The organism is Enterococcus sp. AMC1252, from assembly GCF_058216515.1.
This window is the reverse complement of record NZ_CM177097.1, coordinates 1,954,611-1,971,639: the sequence shown is the minus strand read 5'-3', so window position 1 is coordinate 1,971,639 and position 17,029 is coordinate 1,954,611. Positions and strand designations below refer to the sequence as shown.

General features: G+C 35.7%; 18 protein-coding genes. 2 read left to right on the top strand and 16 right to left on the bottom strand.

The annotated features are described in order from the left end of the window. Nucleotides 1-6: 6 nt before the first annotated feature. The 11 genes from topA to AC4BB5_RS09235 form a co-directional block, all read right to left on the bottom strand. Nucleotides 7-2,085: a type I DNA topoisomerase gene (gene topA / locus AC4BB5_RS09285; RefSeq protein WP_490455876.1), complete on the bottom strand. Its 2,079-nt coding sequence runs from the start codon at nucleotides 2,083-2,085 to the stop codon at nucleotides 7-9. Between the two features lie 120 nt (nucleotides 2,086-2,205). Further along, nucleotides 2,206-3,087: a DNA-processing protein DprA gene (dprA, locus tag AC4BB5_RS09280; RefSeq protein ID WP_490455875.1), complete on the bottom strand. Its 882-nt coding sequence runs from the start codon at nucleotides 3,085-3,087 to the stop codon at nucleotides 2,206-2,208. 67 nt (nucleotides 3,088-3,154) lie between these two features. Continuing rightward, the gene (gene rnhB / locus AC4BB5_RS09275) at nucleotides 3,155-3,922 is read right to left on the bottom strand and encodes a ribonuclease HII (protein WP_490455874.1); all 768 of its coding nucleotides are present in this window, start codon (nucleotides 3,920-3,922) and stop codon (nucleotides 3,155-3,157) included. Continuing rightward, on the bottom strand, nucleotides 3,912-4,775 hold the full coding sequence (ylqF, locus tag AC4BB5_RS09270) for a ribosome biogenesis GTPase YlqF (protein WP_490455873.1): 864 nt from the start codon (nucleotides 4,773-4,775) through the stop codon (nucleotides 3,912-3,914). The genes rnhB and ylqF overlap by 11 nt, the downstream gene beginning before the upstream one ends. A gap of 8 nt (nucleotides 4,776-4,783) precedes the next feature. Then, nucleotides 4,784-5,338 (bottom strand): signal peptidase I, encoded by a 555-nt coding sequence (gene lepB, locus AC4BB5_RS09265; protein WP_490455872.1) that lies wholly within the window; start codon nucleotides 5,336-5,338, stop codon nucleotides 4,784-4,786. A 159-nt stretch (nucleotides 5,339-5,497) separates the two neighbouring features. Continuing rightward, nucleotides 5,498-6,943: a S41 family peptidase gene (locus tag AC4BB5_RS09260; protein ID WP_490455871.1), complete on the bottom strand. Its 1,446-nt coding sequence runs from the start codon at nucleotides 6,941-6,943 to the stop codon at nucleotides 5,498-5,500. A 96-nt stretch (nucleotides 6,944-7,039) separates the two neighbouring features. Further along, complete coding sequence (locus AC4BB5_RS09255; RefSeq protein WP_490455870.1) at nucleotides 7,040-7,258, bottom strand: YozE family protein; 219 nt, start codon at nucleotides 7,256-7,258, stop codon at nucleotides 7,040-7,042. A 4-nt stretch (nucleotides 7,259-7,262) separates the two neighbouring features. Further along, nucleotides 7,263-7,772 carry a peptide-methionine (S)-S-oxide reductase MsrA gene (gene msrA / locus AC4BB5_RS09250; protein WP_490455869.1) on the bottom strand — a complete coding sequence of 170 codons (510 nt, stop codon included), beginning with the start codon at nucleotides 7,770-7,772 and terminating at the stop codon, nucleotides 7,263-7,265. Beyond that, entirely contained in the window at nucleotides 7,769-8,455 is a 687-nt protein-coding gene (locus tag AC4BB5_RS09245) for a YpmS family protein (RefSeq protein WP_490455868.1), read from the bottom strand. Before AC4BB5_RS09245 ends, msrA begins: the two co-directional genes overlap by 4 nt. 5 nt (nucleotides 8,456-8,460) lie before the next feature. Beyond that, complete coding sequence (locus AC4BB5_RS09240; RefSeq protein WP_490455867.1) at nucleotides 8,461-9,357, bottom strand: SGNH/GDSL hydrolase family protein; 897 nt, start codon at nucleotides 9,355-9,357, stop codon at nucleotides 8,461-8,463. A 162-nt stretch (nucleotides 9,358-9,519) separates the two neighbouring features. Continuing rightward, nucleotides 9,520-10,362, bottom strand: a complete 843-nt coding sequence (locus tag AC4BB5_RS09235) for a DegV family protein (protein ID WP_490455866.1) — start codon at nucleotides 10,360-10,362, stop codon at nucleotides 9,520-9,522. A 130-nt stretch (nucleotides 10,363-10,492) separates the two neighbouring features. On the opposite strand from AC4BB5_RS09235, the gene trhA reads away from it, so the two are divergent. Continuing rightward, entirely contained in the window at nucleotides 10,493-11,146 is a 654-nt protein-coding gene (trhA, locus tag AC4BB5_RS09230) for a PAQR family membrane homeostasis protein TrhA (RefSeq protein ID WP_490455865.1), read from the top strand. A 161-nt stretch (nucleotides 11,147-11,307) separates the two neighbouring features. Beyond that, nucleotides 11,308-11,508: a hypothetical protein gene (locus tag AC4BB5_RS09225; protein ID WP_490455864.1), complete on the top strand. Its 201-nt coding sequence runs from the start codon at nucleotides 11,308-11,310 to the stop codon at nucleotides 11,506-11,508. A gap of 83 nt (nucleotides 11,509-11,591) precedes the next feature. On the opposite strand, the gene AC4BB5_RS09220 is transcribed toward AC4BB5_RS09225, so the two are convergent. From AC4BB5_RS09220 to rnz, 5 genes are all read right to left on the bottom strand, one after another. Next, complete coding sequence (locus AC4BB5_RS09220) at nucleotides 11,592-12,104, bottom strand: adenine phosphoribosyltransferase (protein ID WP_490455863.1); 513 nt, start codon at nucleotides 12,102-12,104, stop codon at nucleotides 11,592-11,594. Between the two features lie 4 nt (nucleotides 12,105-12,108). Continuing rightward, on the bottom strand, nucleotides 12,109-14,421 hold the full coding sequence (recJ, locus tag AC4BB5_RS09215) for a single-stranded-DNA-specific exonuclease RecJ (RefSeq protein ID WP_490455862.1): 2,313 nt from the start codon (nucleotides 14,419-14,421) through the stop codon (nucleotides 12,109-12,111). 130 nt (nucleotides 14,422-14,551) lie between these two features. Next, nucleotides 14,552-14,980 carry a LapA family protein gene (locus AC4BB5_RS09210; RefSeq protein WP_490455861.1) on the bottom strand — a complete coding sequence of 143 codons (429 nt, stop codon included), beginning with the start codon at nucleotides 14,978-14,980 and terminating at the stop codon, nucleotides 14,552-14,554. A 110-nt stretch (nucleotides 14,981-15,090) separates the two neighbouring features. Then, the gene (locus tag AC4BB5_RS09205; protein WP_490455860.1) at nucleotides 15,091-15,891 is read right to left on the bottom strand and encodes an SDR family NAD(P)-dependent oxidoreductase; all 801 of its coding nucleotides are present in this window, start codon (nucleotides 15,889-15,891) and stop codon (nucleotides 15,091-15,093) included. A 12-nt stretch (nucleotides 15,892-15,903) separates the two neighbouring features. Beyond that, entirely contained in the window at nucleotides 15,904-16,833 is a 930-nt protein-coding gene (gene rnz, locus AC4BB5_RS09200; RefSeq protein ID WP_490455859.1) for a ribonuclease Z, read from the bottom strand. Between the last annotated feature and the right edge of the window lie 196 nt (nucleotides 16,834-17,029).

The following is a 17,029-nucleotide window of genomic DNA, read 5'->3' as shown; positions in this document are numbered from 1 at the left end:
AATTTCTTATTTTTGAACATTCTCTTCATAATCACCATTGATACAAACGACTTGTTTCCCGCCTTTAACTTTTTTCTCAACAAGATATTGACCGCATTTTGGACAGGGACGTCCAATTGGTTTATCCCAAGACGTAAAGTCGCAATCCGGATAACGACTGCAGCCATAAAATAATCGATTCTTTTTAGATTTACGTTCAATAACTTGACCTTCATTACAAACTGGACAAGTTACCCCAATCTCTTTGACGATTGCCTTAGTATTTCGACACTCTGGAAAATTACTACATGCGTAAAACTTGCCATAGCGTCCTAGCTTGATCACCATTGGATGACCACAAAGATCACAATCAAAACCGGCTGGTTCATCTTTAATTTGTATTTTTTCGATTTTTTCTTCAGCATTCGTCAATTCTTTTTCAAAAGGTTGATAGAAACGATCAACAACCTCTACCCATTTCTCTTTACCCACACCGATTTTATCTAAATCGCCCTCCATTGAGGCAGTAAAATGGACGTCAACAATTTGCGGGAAGAATTCCACGATCAATGAATTGACGATTTCACCCAATTCAGTTGGCTCAAAACGTTTATTCGTTAATTTAACATAATAACGTCTTTGGATTGTTTCTAAAGTTGGTGCGTAGGTTGATGGACGTCCTACACCATTTTCTTCTAAAGCACGAATCAAGGTTGCTTCACTAAATCTTGCAGGCGGTTGTGTGAAATGTTGTTTTGGCTCGATGTCCAATGCATTGACTTTATCGCCTTCAGTTAAATCAGGTAAAATGTTTTCTTTGTCTTCTTTTCCATCATCGCGACCTTCAACATAAACTTGCATGAATCCTTTAAATTTTACTTTGGCACCATTGGCAATGAAAATGACACCGTTTTGTTCTAATGTCACTTTCATTGTGTCCAAGACAGCTGGTGTCATTTGGCTAGCCACTAAGCGTGACCAAATCAATGTATAAAGTTTTAATTGGTCTTTGTCCAAGTATTGTTTGATTTCATTTGGTGTACGCATCACACTAGAAGGACGGATGGCTTCATGGGCGTCTTGAGCTCCTTGAGCGTTTTTGACTTTACGTCCGCCATGAGCTGAAAATTCACTTCCAAATGTTTTTTCAATATATTCTGCCACTTCAGTTTTGGCTGAGTCTGCTATTCTTGTGGAATCTGTACGCATGTAAGTAATTAACCCCACTGTACCTTGTTTACCTAACGCAATACCTTCATACAGTTGTTGTGCAACCATCATAGTTTTTCGCGTTCTGAAGTTCAGTTTTCTAGCAGCTTCTTGTTGTAGACTACTTGTTGTAAATGGTAATGCTGGATTTCGTTTGCGTTCTTTTTTCTCAACTTTTGTTACATCGTATTCTTTCCCTTTGATACGGGTCGTGACTTCTTTCACCGCTTCAGCGTCTGGTAATTTTTTCTTTTTACCATCTAAGCCCCAGAAATTAGCTTTAAATTTCTTTTTCGCTTTTTGGAAATTACCATCAATACTCCAGTATTCTTCAGGAATAAATTTGCGAATGTCATTCTCACGATCAATTATGATCTTAAGTGCTACAGATTGTACTCGTCCAGCACTCAATCCTTTTTTGACTTTTCTCCATAGTATCGGACTGAGAGAATAACCAACTAGTCGGTCCAAAATACGACGCGCTTGTTGTGCGTCAACCAAATCCAAATTGATTGTACGTGGTTCTTTAAATGCTGCTTTTACAGCTTCTTTTGTAATTTCATTAAATACAACACGATTTTTATCAGTTAAATCCAAGCCAAGAAGAAAAGACAAATGCCAAGCAATGGCCTCTCCTTCTCGGTCCGGATCGGCTGCGAGATAAACTTTTTCTGCTTTTTTGGCAGCAGCTTTTAAGCTTTTGATCACATCACCTTTACCTCGGATAGAGATATAGTGCGGTTCATAGTTATTTTCAATATCGATACCCATTTTACTTTTTGGTAAATCACGAATATGTCCAACACTGGCAACAACCTTATAGTTTTTTCCTAAATATTTTTCAATCGTTTTGGCTTTAGCTGGTGATTCTACAATAACTAGATATTTATACGCCATTCAACGTGTGGCTCCTTTCGGTTTTTGTGTTTCTTCTATTATATATATCAAAATGTAGAGAACTCACAAATCGTACTTCATCATATCTATTCATCACAAGTTTGTCAAGGATTGATATAGTTAAATCGAAAAAAATTGAATTTCTTCTAGAATATCTTGTGGGCAAATTGTACATTTAGCGCCCTCTTGGATAAGACCGTGACAACCATCTGATTGAGAATCAAATAAATTACCTGGTACCGCAAAAACTTCACGTCCATACTCTAAAGCCGCTTGTGCTGTAATCAAAGACCCACTCTTTTTTCTTGCTTCAATCACACAAGTTCCTAGACTCATTCCAGCAATGATCCTATTTCTCATTGGAAAATGATACCTTCTAGGTCCTGTACCGTTAGGATATTCACTGATAACTAGCTGCTTTTCCATCATTTCCCGCTGAATATGGGCAGTTTCTTTAGGATAACAAATGTCAAGTCCTGTTCCGATGACGCCAATAGTATTACCACCATGTTTCATAGTGACTTGATGGCTAACACTATCAATTCCTTTCGCTAAACCGCTAACAATTGTAAAATTATTACTAATCATCTCAGGTATCAGCTGGCGAACAACGTTGATTCCATATACGGAAGCAGCCCTTGCCCCAATGAAGGATAAACACTTCTTTTCTAAGAGCTTTAGATTTCCTTTATAGAATAATATTGCTGGACAATTGTAAATTTGCTTTAAATAGAATGGATAGACAGCATCCAGAATTGTGATGAATGTGTGTGTTTCTTGATATTCTTTTAATTTGTCAGGATCACTTGTCCAACGTTCCCATGACTCAGAGAATAATTTTTGATATGTTGTAATTCCAGCAATTTGAATAATTTCTTGTTTTGAAAAATCCGTACAGTTATTGTATTTCATTGAAAAATCTAAAACCTTCAGTATACCTAAGTTTCCAATACCATTACAAACCGCCAACTTAAAAAGTAAATTCCGTTGTTGCTCTATCATAAAAAAACCTTCCTTCACAAATACTTGTTATAATAAGTATTCGTAAAAAAAGGCTTTTTTCATTTTTTTAGAACATATCTTTAATTGGTGCGAAGGTTTTTCTATGAATTGTACAGATTCCTTGCTGTTCTATTCCCAATAAATGTTCTTTGGTCCCATAACCTGCATTCTTTTCAAATCCATATCCTGGATACATTTTAGCGTAGTCTTCCATTAAACGGTCACGAATGACTTTTGCTACAATACTTGCAGCAGCAATCGATATTGAACGAGCATCCCCTTTAATAATACTTTCTTGAGGTATTTTAACATCCAACTTCATCGCGTCGATCAATAGATAATCTGGAATAAAACAAAGATCTTCCAGCGCAATTCCCATAGCCAGTTTTGAGGCTTGATAGATATTGATTTCATCGATTTTGCTATGGTCTACCATTCCAATTCCAATTGAAATAGCTTGATTTTGAATTTCATTATAAAGCTCATCTCTTTTTTTCGCAGATAATTTTTTAGAATCATTTACTCCAAGAAGTTGAAAGTTTTCGGGTAGAATAACGGCTGCAGCCACAACAGGTCCAGCTAGTGGTCCTCGTCCGACTTCATCTATTCCTACGATAAGGCGATGTCCTTTAGCACGTGCATTTTTCTCGAATTGTTGCATTTCTTCAAATAGTGCTAACTCTTCTTCGTGTTTCTGAATTCTTCTGCCCCATTGTGCTAAAGCTTGTTGGACACCGCTCCGCTCATCTGCTTGCCACATCTGAATTCTCTCATCGTCTCTTTTATCAATTGTAGCTAATACTGCTTTAATTTGTTGAATTGACTCAGTTTTCATTTTTTGTAGCTCCTAATTCTTCCCAACGATCTAAAGTATATGGTCCTAATTTGCTGCTGCGGATTTCTTGAATGATCATTTCACTTGCTCTATCATAATCATCATTAAACCCACGTTTTTGACTGATCAACATCAAAAGTTCAGCACTTGATAAAAAAGTCTCCTCTTTTGTTAATTTATAGCGTTCAACCAAACGCTCTGGATAAAAACGTGAAAAAAATGCTAGTCCATAAATAGCTAAATCATCCAAATGAAGCAATTGATCTTTAATTGCTCCAGTCAGTGCTAGCTTCTTGCCAATCTCTTGATCTTCAAATTTAGGCCATAGAATTCCAGGTGTATCCAACAGTTCTAATTCGGTCCCAGAACGAAGCCACTGCTGACCTTTAGTTACCCCTGGTTTGTTCCCTGTTTGCGCAATCTTTTTCCCTACCAAACGATTCATTAGAGTTGACTTTCCTACATTTGGAATGCCAATACACATTGCGCGGATAGCTCGCGGTTTTAATCCTTTTAAGCGTTCTCGTTCAAGTTTTTCTTTCAGAGCTTTTTTTGCTTCAGGAATAATTTTATTGACACCTTTATTCTGCTGGGCATTAATGACCAAAGTATGGTAACCTTTTTCTTGAAAATACTGTTGCCATTTCTGATTCTGTTCTTTATCAGCAAGGTCACCTTTATTTAGTAAAATCAATCGCGGTTTTTGTTGCACAATTTGATCCATCATCGGATTTCTAGATGAAAGTGGCAATCTTGCATCGATCAATTCAAAAACGATATCAACATATTTAATTTTTTCAGATACTTCTCTTCTGGCCTTGGCCATGTGTCCTGGAAACCATTGTATTGTCATTTTATCACCTATCTTGGTATGAATTTCATATGTGTTATGGGGTAGTATACAAATTGAGCTTTGCCTAAAATATATTTACTTTCAACAGCACCAAAGGAACGGCTATCTTTTGACATACGTCGATTGTCTCCCAAAACAAAATAACTATCTTTAGGTAAAACCTCTTCTGTAATAAGATCACTCAAATTAAAATTTGTAGTGTAAGGAACTGCCTCATGATCTTTTTTTAAGTTTTTTTCTAGGAAAGATTCTTCAATCGGTTTGTCATTTATATAAAGTTGATCATTGTCGTACCGAACAGATTCTCCTGGTAGCCCGATCACTCGTTTAATATAAATTGCTCCAGTTGGTAATTTAAAAACTACAACATCGAAACGTTTGATTGAGGAGAATTTTTCCATCGCAATCATGTCACCTTGACTAAGGGTTTTCTCCATTGAGTTTCCATCAACCGGAACTGGGATTAGAATGAACCCTCTTAATATAAATAACAACACGAATGAAGGAACGAGTAATTTCATGAAAAAAATAAAATAGCCGATATAAGATTTTTGTTTTTCCACTCTGTTCTCTCCCTTTTTCTTGTTGATTCTATTATAAAGGAAAAACACTCGAAAAAGCGACTAATTTAAAGGAAAATTTATTCTATATGTAAACAACATAAGAAATAGGTGTGAAAAAGGTATTTTTTCCAGTAATAGTCCCTTTTCACACCAGCTTATTTACTCTATTTTAGTTTCGTTTTTAAGTTCTTTGATACCAGCGTCATAAGCCTGATCATTGTCTTTGATTTTTTTCCCTATTTCGACTTCGATTTGGGCAGCAGTTTCATTGTCTACCTCTCCAGTAACTGGGAGTGCATTGTTAGTCTGCATGATACTTACAGCGGCTGACGTTTGTTCTGAAAAATCACTACTGTCAGCATCGACTTCGTATCCGAGCGCTTTTAGTAAGGCATTGACATTTTTGACAACTGGCGAAGAATCACCTAATTTAAGAGTTTTATCTCTAGAAATCGGTGATAAGTATGCATAGTCAGGATAATCAGCTTTAATGCTTGGTTTTAATCCTTTTTTGTGGATCCATTCACCATTTGGTGTCAACCATTTTAAAACAGTTAGCTTGATTTCGCTCTTATCATTTAAATTTTTGACTGTTTGGACAGTCCCTTTGCCAAAAGTCTTTGTACCAATAATTTTTTTATTGCCAGACTCTTTTAATGCTGCTGCAAAGATTTCAGAGGCACTTGCACTTCCTTCATCAACTAGAACAACAGTTGGTTCATTTACTTTAAAACCACCATCTAATTTGCTAGAGGCAACATCTTCACTTGTGTTTCCATTTTTATCTTCAAATTTGACAATTGTTTTTCCATCTTCAAGGAACATGCTAGCCATTTGTTCTACTTGATCAAGTAATCCGCCTGGATTTTGGCGTAAATCGATCACAAACGATTTTGCTCCATCTTTTCTTAATGTTTTGATTGTTTCTTTCAGCTCTTTATATGTATTTTCACCGAAAGAAGTTATTTTGATTGATCCTATTGCTTTATCTTCTTTATCTAATTCACCTTTAACTGTTTCAATTGGAATAGTATCTCGTGTAAGCTTTAATTCAAATGTTTCCTCACCACGCTTAACGGTTAAACGTACTTCAGTACCTTTTTTGCCGCGAATTTTGCTGACAACCTGAGAAAGTGTTTTTCCTTGTGTTTCTTCAGTATCAACTTTTAAAATCATATCGTTAGTTTTCAGCCCTGCTTTAGCAGCTGGCGAACCTTCAATTGGCGCCTGAGCCACGGTTGGAAGATCATCCGTCATGGTCATTGTTGCACCAATGCCTTCAAAACTACCCGAAAGACTTTGATCTAGTTCATCTGCTTCTGGTTCATTTAGGTAACTTGAATAGGGATCGTCCAAAGCTTCTGTCATACCTTTTAAGGCGCCGTCTACTAATTTTTTCTCATCGACTTTACCTACATAGTTATTAACGATTTCATTATATAAATCATCAACCTTTTTTAAACCAATGTTTTGATCAGGACTTTCAGAAACTTGTTTTTTGTATTGATAGTCAAAATAAATATAGCTGCTGCCACCTACCAAAAAAGCAACGCAAGCGATTGAGATAATATATTGATAAAAAGGTACTTGTCTTTTATTTTTCATGAGGTCACCTCTTTCTGTAAAATTATCATTGCATGTTTTCCAGTTTACCATGAATAAAAAAGAAGGAAAAGCTCTTTCTTTGCCTTTCCTTCTTTTTTATTTATTGTTTTCTACGTATTTTTCCCATAATTCATCAAAAATATGCATGTTACTTAAATAATCTGCATTCATCTCTAAATACGAAGATAACTCATTATAATCTTCAGATTGTTTCGGAAATTGAATATCCCTTGCTGCATCATTCGCAAATTGGCTCTCATCAGTCTTTTTTGGAGCTCTTAATGTCATTAAATAGTGATAAAAACTTCTTCTCATATGTTCACCAATTTTCTTCTATAAAATTTGCTCTATTCAGATGTGCATCTTCATATCGCTTAGGATCTTTTTGGTAAAAATCTTGGTGATACTCTTCTGCCTGATAAAAGATACTTGCAGGTTCAATCGTCGTAACGATCGGTTCATTAAATCTTCCGCTTTCTTGCAACTCTTGTCGGCTTTTTTCTGCAATTTTTTTCTGCTCTTCACTTGTATAAAAGATGACTGGGCGATAATTATCACCGCGATCTTCAAATTGACCTAAAGCATCAGTTGGATCTGTCTGTTGCCAATATATTTCAAGTAGTTTTGCATATGACATAACCGTTGGATCAAATTCAATCTCAACAGCTTCTGTATGGCCTGTAGCATGGCTCAATACTTGTTCGTATGTCGGATTAGCAACATGACCACCCGTATAACCAGAAACTATGGAGTGGATACCAGGTTGTGTATCGAAAGGTTGGATCATACACCAAAAACATCCGCCAGCAAAAATTGCTTTTTCGCTCAATTTGTCTCCTCCTTCGTGTCGTTACTATTTTTTGGCAAGTAAATATTCATACGAATATCATCGTCAACTAAATTTATTTTTTCTGCGCGTATAAATAAACCATTTTGCATTCTGAATTGATCTAAGCGTAGTAAAACTGTGCTATCATCGGGATTTACTTCTACCCAATTAGGTAATTTGTAATCTCTTTGAACGAATTTTAAGATTTCTTTCATTGGTAAACCTAACGTTCCAATCGATAAGCTTTTTGCTTTTAATTGTACATTTCCATTGTCCATCACATAAGGATCAAAATAGAGGTAAAATTGAATCGGATGACCTAAAACTTTAAAGGTTCCATTCAACATTGCTTCATTTTCTAGATAAAATTTATAAGTGATATCTGATCCTTTTTGAAAATCACTAAGGTAAAAATCAATTAACGCATTTACTTGTTTTTTCTTAGATTGAATTGCTATAACGGGTGTACCATCTTTTTCTACTAGTTCAGGAACAGGTTTATAGTTAGGTTCACGAACTTGGGTGATCCTTACAAATGCAAAAGCTAAACTTCCGATAATCAGCGCAATCAAAACGATGAACGCTACTTTCCAACGATTAATCGGATTCTTTACCTCAGGCGCTTTCTTTCTTCTCTTATTCCCTTTTCTTGCTTCTTTTTTTTCTTCTGGTTCATTTATCATGTCGATCACTCACTTCCTTTTTTGAGCCATTTATTTTGTGTTCTAACCATTTCGTCACGAACTGTACTTGCCATAATTTGATAACCTAAATTATTTGGATGGAAGTGGTCTTCTTCATACAACGCATTGTTTTTGATGTCTTGTTCACCACCAGAAGTCATGCCAGAAGCTGTGTCTTCACTGCTGACGATCCCGACTTCATCTCCTGCACCTTTATAAAGTAAGTCATTGATTGGAATGAAATAGGCATTTTTTTCTGTTTTGACGATTTCTTTTGTTCCGTTGTTCCAGCTGTCCACTATCTCCTGCATTTCTGTTATATCAGGAAAGTATAGATAAAAAGGATTATATATCCCTAATACGTAGATTGGTGCATCAGCGTTGTATTTACGGATCTCTGTCAATAGTTTGTTTACTTCTTTTTGATAGTTTTTCAAAGGTTTTTCAAACGAATTTTTAGTTAAGCGAAACACGTCACCCTTGATTACTTTCATTAAATCATTCCCACCCACAGTGAGTGTAATGACATCTGCTGATGCTAAACCAGTTTGGATGTCTTCGTGCTTTTTGATTCGTTTAAGAATTTGGTCACTGCGGTCGCCATTTTTACCAAAATTATCTGTCTGAACGCCATTCAGATGATAATGTTCTTGTAAATCACTGGCAACTAAAGGAACAAACCCACCAGAGTTTGTTAAATCACCAATTCCTTCCGTCAGCGAATCACCAATAGCTGCATAATGTATCACTTCTTTTGTTTGACTTTTAGCGGCTTGCTTTGCACCTGTGCCTAAAATTGGTCCAGCTTTTGGAATAGCTACGATCAATAATAAAAAAACACCAATCAGCGTTATAAAAAAAAGAGCAAAACTTGACCAATTTTTTTTGAAGAATAATTTCATTGTATCCCTTCCTTTTCTGTAAACCCTAAAAACTACAAAACTTGTTGATTTACAGTGTTTGGATTTTTTTAATTCTAATAAAGTAAATTATCTCTATTTTAAGTTAATTTGTACAGTAAAATTTTTATTAAAAAAAGCAGATCAGTTTGATCTGCTCAAAACTCAGTCTGTATAGTACATAATAGCGAAAGCGCCTTTACCTGTATGCGTTGCTATAACAGGATTTGTGTGTAATACCGGTATTTCCATCTCTGGAAATAGTGCTTGTAGTCCTTCTTTAAACCCATTAGCTAACTCTAATCCATCTGCATGAGAAATACCAATTTGTCGGACATTCGGCAAATGACTTAATTCATTTTTCAGTTCGTCAAACCATTTGTTAAAAGTCTTCATGCCTCGTCCCTTAGCGACAGGAATCAATTCTGTATGTTCAAAGTCCATGACTACTTTCATGTTAAAAATGCTAGATAAAAGTCCAGTTGCCCGACTAATCCGGCCACCTTTTACTAGGTTATCTAATGTAGATATACCAATAAACAGTTTGGTATTTTCTTTGACGTGATTGATTTCAGCTAAAATCTCTGAAACGCTTGCCCCGTTTTTAGCAAGTTTAGCTGCTTGAATTACTTGAAATGACAACCCTTGATCAGTGAAATCACTATCAATCACAGTTACACTGGCAGAACTAAGATTCCCAGCTTGCCTAGCTGCTTCTACTGTACCGCTCAATCCTTTTGTCATATGGATCGAAATCACTTCACTGCCATCAGCACCTAAGCGGTCATATAGCTCAACGAACTCACCGATGGGTGGTTGGCTTGTCTTAGGTAGTGCTTTAGCGTTGCTCATCAATTCCATGAAATGTTCACCTTCTAAATGATCATCATCAGCATAAACTACACCATCAATCATTACAGATAAAGGCATCATTTGAATATCTAAGTCATCGCGTACACTTTTCAGCATTGTGCATGAAGAATCAGTCACAATTTTAACATTTGTCATAATTTTATCACTCTTTCTTTAAAAACAACCTCAATTCATGGTAAAATACTTTTGAGGCTTAAATGTCTGTTTTTATTATAACAGACAAAGAATTATTTTTCACCAAATTAAAATGAAGGAAGTTGATTTCTTGGAAAAAGTAAAATTCTCCAGAAAATATATGATTTTAAATGAAGTTCTTAATGCAGTAACTCATGGGATTGGGGCTGGGTTAAGTATTGCAGGATTAGTGATATTGTTAGTGAAAGGCGCACGCCTTGGCTCTGCTGTGCATGTTGTTTCGTATGCTATTTATGGGGCAACTCTGATTCTTTTATTTCTATCTTCGACTTTATTTCACAGTTTGATTTTTACAAGAGCAAAGAAAGTATTCCAAGTTTTTGATCATAGTTCGATTTTCTTATTGATTGCTGGAAGCTATACTCCATTTTGTTTACTGAGTATCAAAGGCTGGCTCGGTTGGTTATTATTTGTACTTATCTGGGTGATGGCAATCAGTGGTGTTGTGTACAAGTCTTTAACACTCCATAAACAAGAAACGGTGAAAAATGTCTCTACTGTAATTTATATTATTATGGGCTGGCTTTGTATAACTGCTGCCAAACCTTTATATGATTCTTTAGGTCCAATAGGAATTGCTTTATTGGTAGCGGGAGGCGTTTCTTATACATTAGGCGCTGCGTTTTATAGTTTAAAAAGTGTTCGTTTTATGCATGTGGTTTGGCACTTGTTCGTTATGTTGGGAGCTGGATTCATGTTCTTTTCAATTTTACTTTATACCTAAAACAATACAAAACCCCTTTAATTAAAGGATTTAAGATACCTCTTTTTGGTTGAACCAAAAAGAAGTATCTTTTTTTATGTTTTTCTCTTTACAAACCGAACAAACATTCGTATAATAACTATACAAACGTTTGTTCGATAAAAATTATGAGGTGATTAAGAATGAAAGCAGTTCGTCGTGGCGGGTTATTATTTGTTGTATTGATTATTGGTATTTTCTTAGGAACATTAGGACTACAGTCCGCTTTACTTATTGTTAGCCCTCTATTTATTATATGGTTCATGTTATGGGATGAAAAAAGATATACCCATACTAGGAAAAAAAATGATCATCAGCATTATGTTTATCGCAAATATCCATAAAATTTAAATAGAAGTAATTTTTTCTATAGTAGTAAAATAAAAAAGATCTTTACTCTGAATAATATCAGAGTAAAGATCTTTTTTTAATATTCCATCAAAGTAACGATTTCATAACCAGTAATTTTATCTCGTCCATGCAAGTCCATCAATTCAATCAGAAATGCACAGCCGACAACAATACCGCCTAATGATTCAATCAGCTCGATAGTTGCTTTAATCGTGCCGCCTGTTGCTAGTAAATCATCGCAAATCAATACACGTTGTCCAGGAGTGATTGCATCTTTGTGAAGTGTTAACGTATCCGTACCGTATTCTAAGTCATAGGTTACTTCAATCGTTTCGCGTGGCAATTTCCCTTTTTTACGAACTGGAGCAAAACCGACTCCTAATTCATAAGCAACTGGACATCCCACGATAAACCCGCGTGCTTCTGGACCTACGACCATATCGATTCTTTTTTCTTTTGCATAATCAACAATTTGTTTTGTTGCTTCACGATACGCGTCACCGTTCGCCATCAATGGTGAAATATCTCTAAATATAACGCCTTTTTCAGGATAATCTGGAATACTAGCAATATAATCTTTTAAATTCATTTTTTTATACTTCCTCCTCATTCCACAGCCATTGTTGTAATGTCTCACGATCGCTGTATAACAAAAACTCTTCTGTTTTGATTCTTTTTAAGCGAGTTTGATAGACCTGACTTTCCGTCAGTGGATGATTTTCAGGACTTTCTACTTTTCTTAAAACACCGTTTTCTATTGTAACAAATCCTAGGTCAAAAAACACCTGAATCATAAAAATTAATAGTTTTTCTTGTATTTTTAAATGTTGTGCCACAATATTTAGCTTATAACGAACATCTACTTGTTCTTGTTGCATTACAAATTTGTAAAGTTGCGCATATTGATCCCTAGTTCCAGTTCCATTTAAATAGGCTTCTTCTTGAGAAATTCCCATCATATAAACACGCTCTATTTTAGCATCTTGAGTAATCTGTTTTAACAGATTACTATCATCCGGACAGTCAACAAAAACTAACTGTTGAGTATTCGTTATTTCAATCATCTTGATGGCCTCAGCTGTCGTACTAAACAAATGCTGATGACTATTTTGATTATCGATTAATTTTTGACTATCTGGATTAAAATAAATGTATAACGTATTTGCAACAGGTATTTCTTTTTGCCGAGCGTTTTTTCCTCTTAAATCGAACAATTGAACACCATCAACTGAAAAATCAGTGACCATCAACTGCGGTTTTTTGTTGCCATTCCATTCATTGATCGATAATTGTCCTACAATATTGGTTGTTCCCTGGCCCAGTTCATCTATTTGGTTGCCCATCTGAAAAGCGATTGCATCCAATTTAGCTCCAACTTGACTTAATTGAAATTTGAGATGACTTTTATCAGCACCGATTTGACGACTTTGTTCAACTGATATATCTTCAAACAAGAAATTAGGAACGGGATTATCTGTTCCAAAAGGCGCAAGAATTTTTAATTGCTGAATAAAAGAAATCGTTGCTTCCTCAACTTTTAATGATTCATCAAGTAACAATTCTTGTCCTTGAGAGAGATCAATTTGATTTGATTCAAGATAATTCATTAAATGTTTTTTTACTTTATCAATATTTGCTACCGACAAAGTCATACCGGCAGCCATATGATGACCTCCGAAATGGCTAAAATCTTCACGAATTTCACTCAATGCATCATACAAATTCAGTGCTGAAACACTGCGGCCAGAGCCTTTAGCGTATTCGTTATTTTCATCGATTGTAAGAACGATTGTCGGTTTTCCAGTATCTTGCATGATTCTCCCAGCTACAATGCCCAGAACTCCTTCGTGCCAGCCTTGTTTTGCCACGATATGAATCGTTTCTGTTGGGTCAATAAGTTCAAAAGCTTCTTTAGTAATTGTAGCCACAATTTCTTTGCGCGCTTCATTTTGGCTGTTGATGAAAGTCGCAATGCGCTCTGCTTCTTCTTCATCGAAGGTAGTCATTAATTCTACTCCAGGAGCAGCATCACCTAACCTGCCTAAAGCATTTAAACGTGGTGCGATCGTAAAGCCAATACTCTCTTCGCTGATTGCTTCTTTTTTTAGTTCAGATAGATGGATCAAAGTATCTAAACCAATTCTTTCACCGTTTCGAATCATTTCCAGTCCCATTTTAACAAGAACTCTATTTTCATCCGTTAGCGAAACTAAATCGGCAATGGTTCCAATGGCAACCAAATCAAGAAATTCAGCAGGCATTTCACCTAATAGAGCAGTTGCAACTTTAAATGCTACCCCTACCCCAGCTAATTCACCAAAAGGATAATGACCTTCTGGATGTTTTGGGTGAACAATAGTAAAGGCATTTGGTAATTCTGGCGGTAGTTCGTGATGGTCCGTCACGATAACATCAATACCTTGCTCTGTTGCATAATGAATCGCTTCATGCCCTGCAACGCCGTTATCCACGGTAATGATCAATTGAACGCCATTATCTATTTGCTCTTTGAATACATCTAAATTTGGACCATACCCATGAATAAATCGGTTTGGCAAGAAGTACTCCACTTCCCCACCAATCAATTCGATTGCTTCTTTCATAACTGTTGTACTGGTGATTCCATCTGCATCATAATCACCATAAACTAAAATCTTTTCACCTTTGGCTACAGCTTCTTGAATTCTTGTTACCGATTTTTCCATATCGTGCATTAAAAAAGGATCATAAAGATTTTCTACTGTAGGACGTAAAAATATTTCTAAAGCGTCTTGAGACTGGATACCTCTATGCCATAAGAGTTGGCCCAGTAAAGGATTGATTTGTTCATTGGTTAATATATTTGTAAATTCTTCAGGTAATTCTGTCTTTTCTCGTAATTGCCACATATATTTTGCTTTTTTCACGACGTCACTCCTAACCAAGTAATTATATCAAATAGAATAAGAAAACTAAAGAAACTATCATGAAAATCAGCAAATTAAAAAAGCAGAGATAAGTATTTCTACTTTCCCTCTGCTTTTTGTAATTTTAGACTTATTCATTGTCTCTTGGTTTAGTAAAGTGATCAACGCGGCTGCCAACAGATTCTGTATCCGAGATAGATGTAGTCGTTGACGGTTCCACTACATCATATTTTGCTTGTAGTTCAGCTAATTGATTTTCATATGTTCGCTTTACTTTTTCAACTTCTTCTTGTGCTAATTTATCTGCATCATTCTTGTAACTTTCGATGTCTTTCTTTAATTCTTTCACTTGTTTCTTTTGTTTCCACATTGTGGTTGTTGAGGTTAATAGACCGATCAATGCCCCAACAATCGCAGAACCTAAAATAATGAGGATCAATGGACCAGATATTTTTGCAAAACCAAAGCTAACTGGAACTGTTTGATTATTTAAAACGGCAAAAATGACAACAATCAGAACCAAAATAAGACCGATAACTACACGCCACTGATTTTTCATAGTTTATTTCCTCCTTTATATATAACAATATTTCACTTACCTCTAGACTTGTCAATTTGAAACACAGTTCGTTTTGTTCACCGTGCTTCAAGAAATACTAAGCGAGTTTATTATTTCTTATTGAGTATCCCGCCAGCAAGTAAGTCGCCTATATGAGGAAATAAGGTGTATAAACGATAAGCACCTTCCATCACTTTTGGTCGATTGATTTCACGTTTACTTGTTCCCATGGCATTAACAATTTCTTTAGCCAGCTTATTTGGCTCTAAAACGAACAAATCGACTGAAGCTAAATAATCCCCTGATGGATCGGCTTTATCGAAAAAGTCTGTTTGAATAGGTCCTGGATTTACCGTAGTCACAGAAATACCCAATGGTTTTAATTCTAAACGCAAAGCATTAGAAAAACCTAGGACAGCAAATTTAGTAGCCGAATAAATTGTTGACTTTGCTGTGGCCATTTTTCCAGCCATCGAGGCTATATTGATAATATGTCCTGTTCCTCTTTCAGCCATTTGAATGGCTGCTTTTTGAGTAAAGACCATCATTCCTAAGACATTCACTTCAAACATGTTTCTGGCGACTTCTAAATCAATATCTATGAAGTTTTCGAAAATTCCAAAACCAGCATTGTTGACTAATATATCGATTGGGCCAACTTCTGCTTCGATTTTATCAAAAACATTCTCTACATTTTCAGGATCGGATACATCTAGTTGGAAAGAGAATGCTGGTTTCCCACTTAACTCTTCACACGTTTCTTTGACTTTTCCAATCAAATTGATACGTCTAGCACATACAACAACAATCGCGCCTTTTTTTGCTGCTTCATAACAAATTTGTTCACCCAAGCCAGCAGAACCGCCTGTTACAACAACAACTTTATCTGCTAAATTTGTGCCCTTATACATCCTAATTCCTCCTTACTCAGATTTAAACGGAATTTCTACAATTTCCATATCTTTAACGATTTTAGTGTTTGGAAAAATCTCTTTTGCTTCATTCTCCAACTGAATTATATCACCAGTCAAATAACGGGCACTGATATGTGTCAGTACTAACTTTTCCACTTCAGCTTTCAACGCAATTTGCGCGGCCTGATGGCTTGTAGAATGATAGTAAGCTTTGGCCATTTTTTCTTCGTCTTTGTTAAATGTACTTTCATGAACCAAAATATTCGCATTTTCTGCAAGTAATACACTATTTTGTGTTTTTCTTGTATCGCCTAAAATGGTCACGATCCTACCTAGTTTCTTTTCACCAACAAAATCTTTCCCGTTGATTACTTGCCCATCTGGTAACGTTACAGACTCTCCTCGTTTGATCTTGCCGTAGATTGGTCCTGACGGGATGTTTAGAGCAGCTAATTTATCTACTTGTAATTCACCTTCATGGTCAGCTTCTACGATTCGATAACCAAAGCAAGCAATACCATGATCTAACGCTTTACACGTTACAGTAAATTGATTGTCAGAAAATACGATTCCTTCTTTGATCTCAATAAACTTAAGCTCATATGAAAGTCGAGTTTGAGAAACTTTTAATGCTGTTCGAACGAAATCAGCAATACCAACAGGTCCGTAAATCTCTAGTTTTTCATTTCCGCCTTGGAAAGAGCGGCTGCTTAACAAACCTGGCAATCCAAAAATGTGATCTCCATGCAAATGGGTAATAAAAATCTTTTCGATTTTTCTTGGACGAATATTACTTTTTAAGATTTGTAATTGTGTTCCTTCACCACAATCAAATAACCACACAGCATTTCTTTCGTCTAATAATTTTAAAGCAATACTGCTTACATTACGATGCTTTGCTGGAACCCCAGCTCCTGTACCTAAAAATTGTAATTCCATGAGCTACCTAACTTTCTTTAAACTTCTTCTTTATTTTAGAAGAAAGTCGTCGCTTTAGCAAATAATATTTATTTTATAGGAAAACACCGGGCACTATTGTTACTTTTGCTATAATATCACTTAATTCAATTATCTGATAGAATCTCATCATCCTTATACTCAAAAAAAGAAGACGTGTAGAAAAAAGTTTCTTATC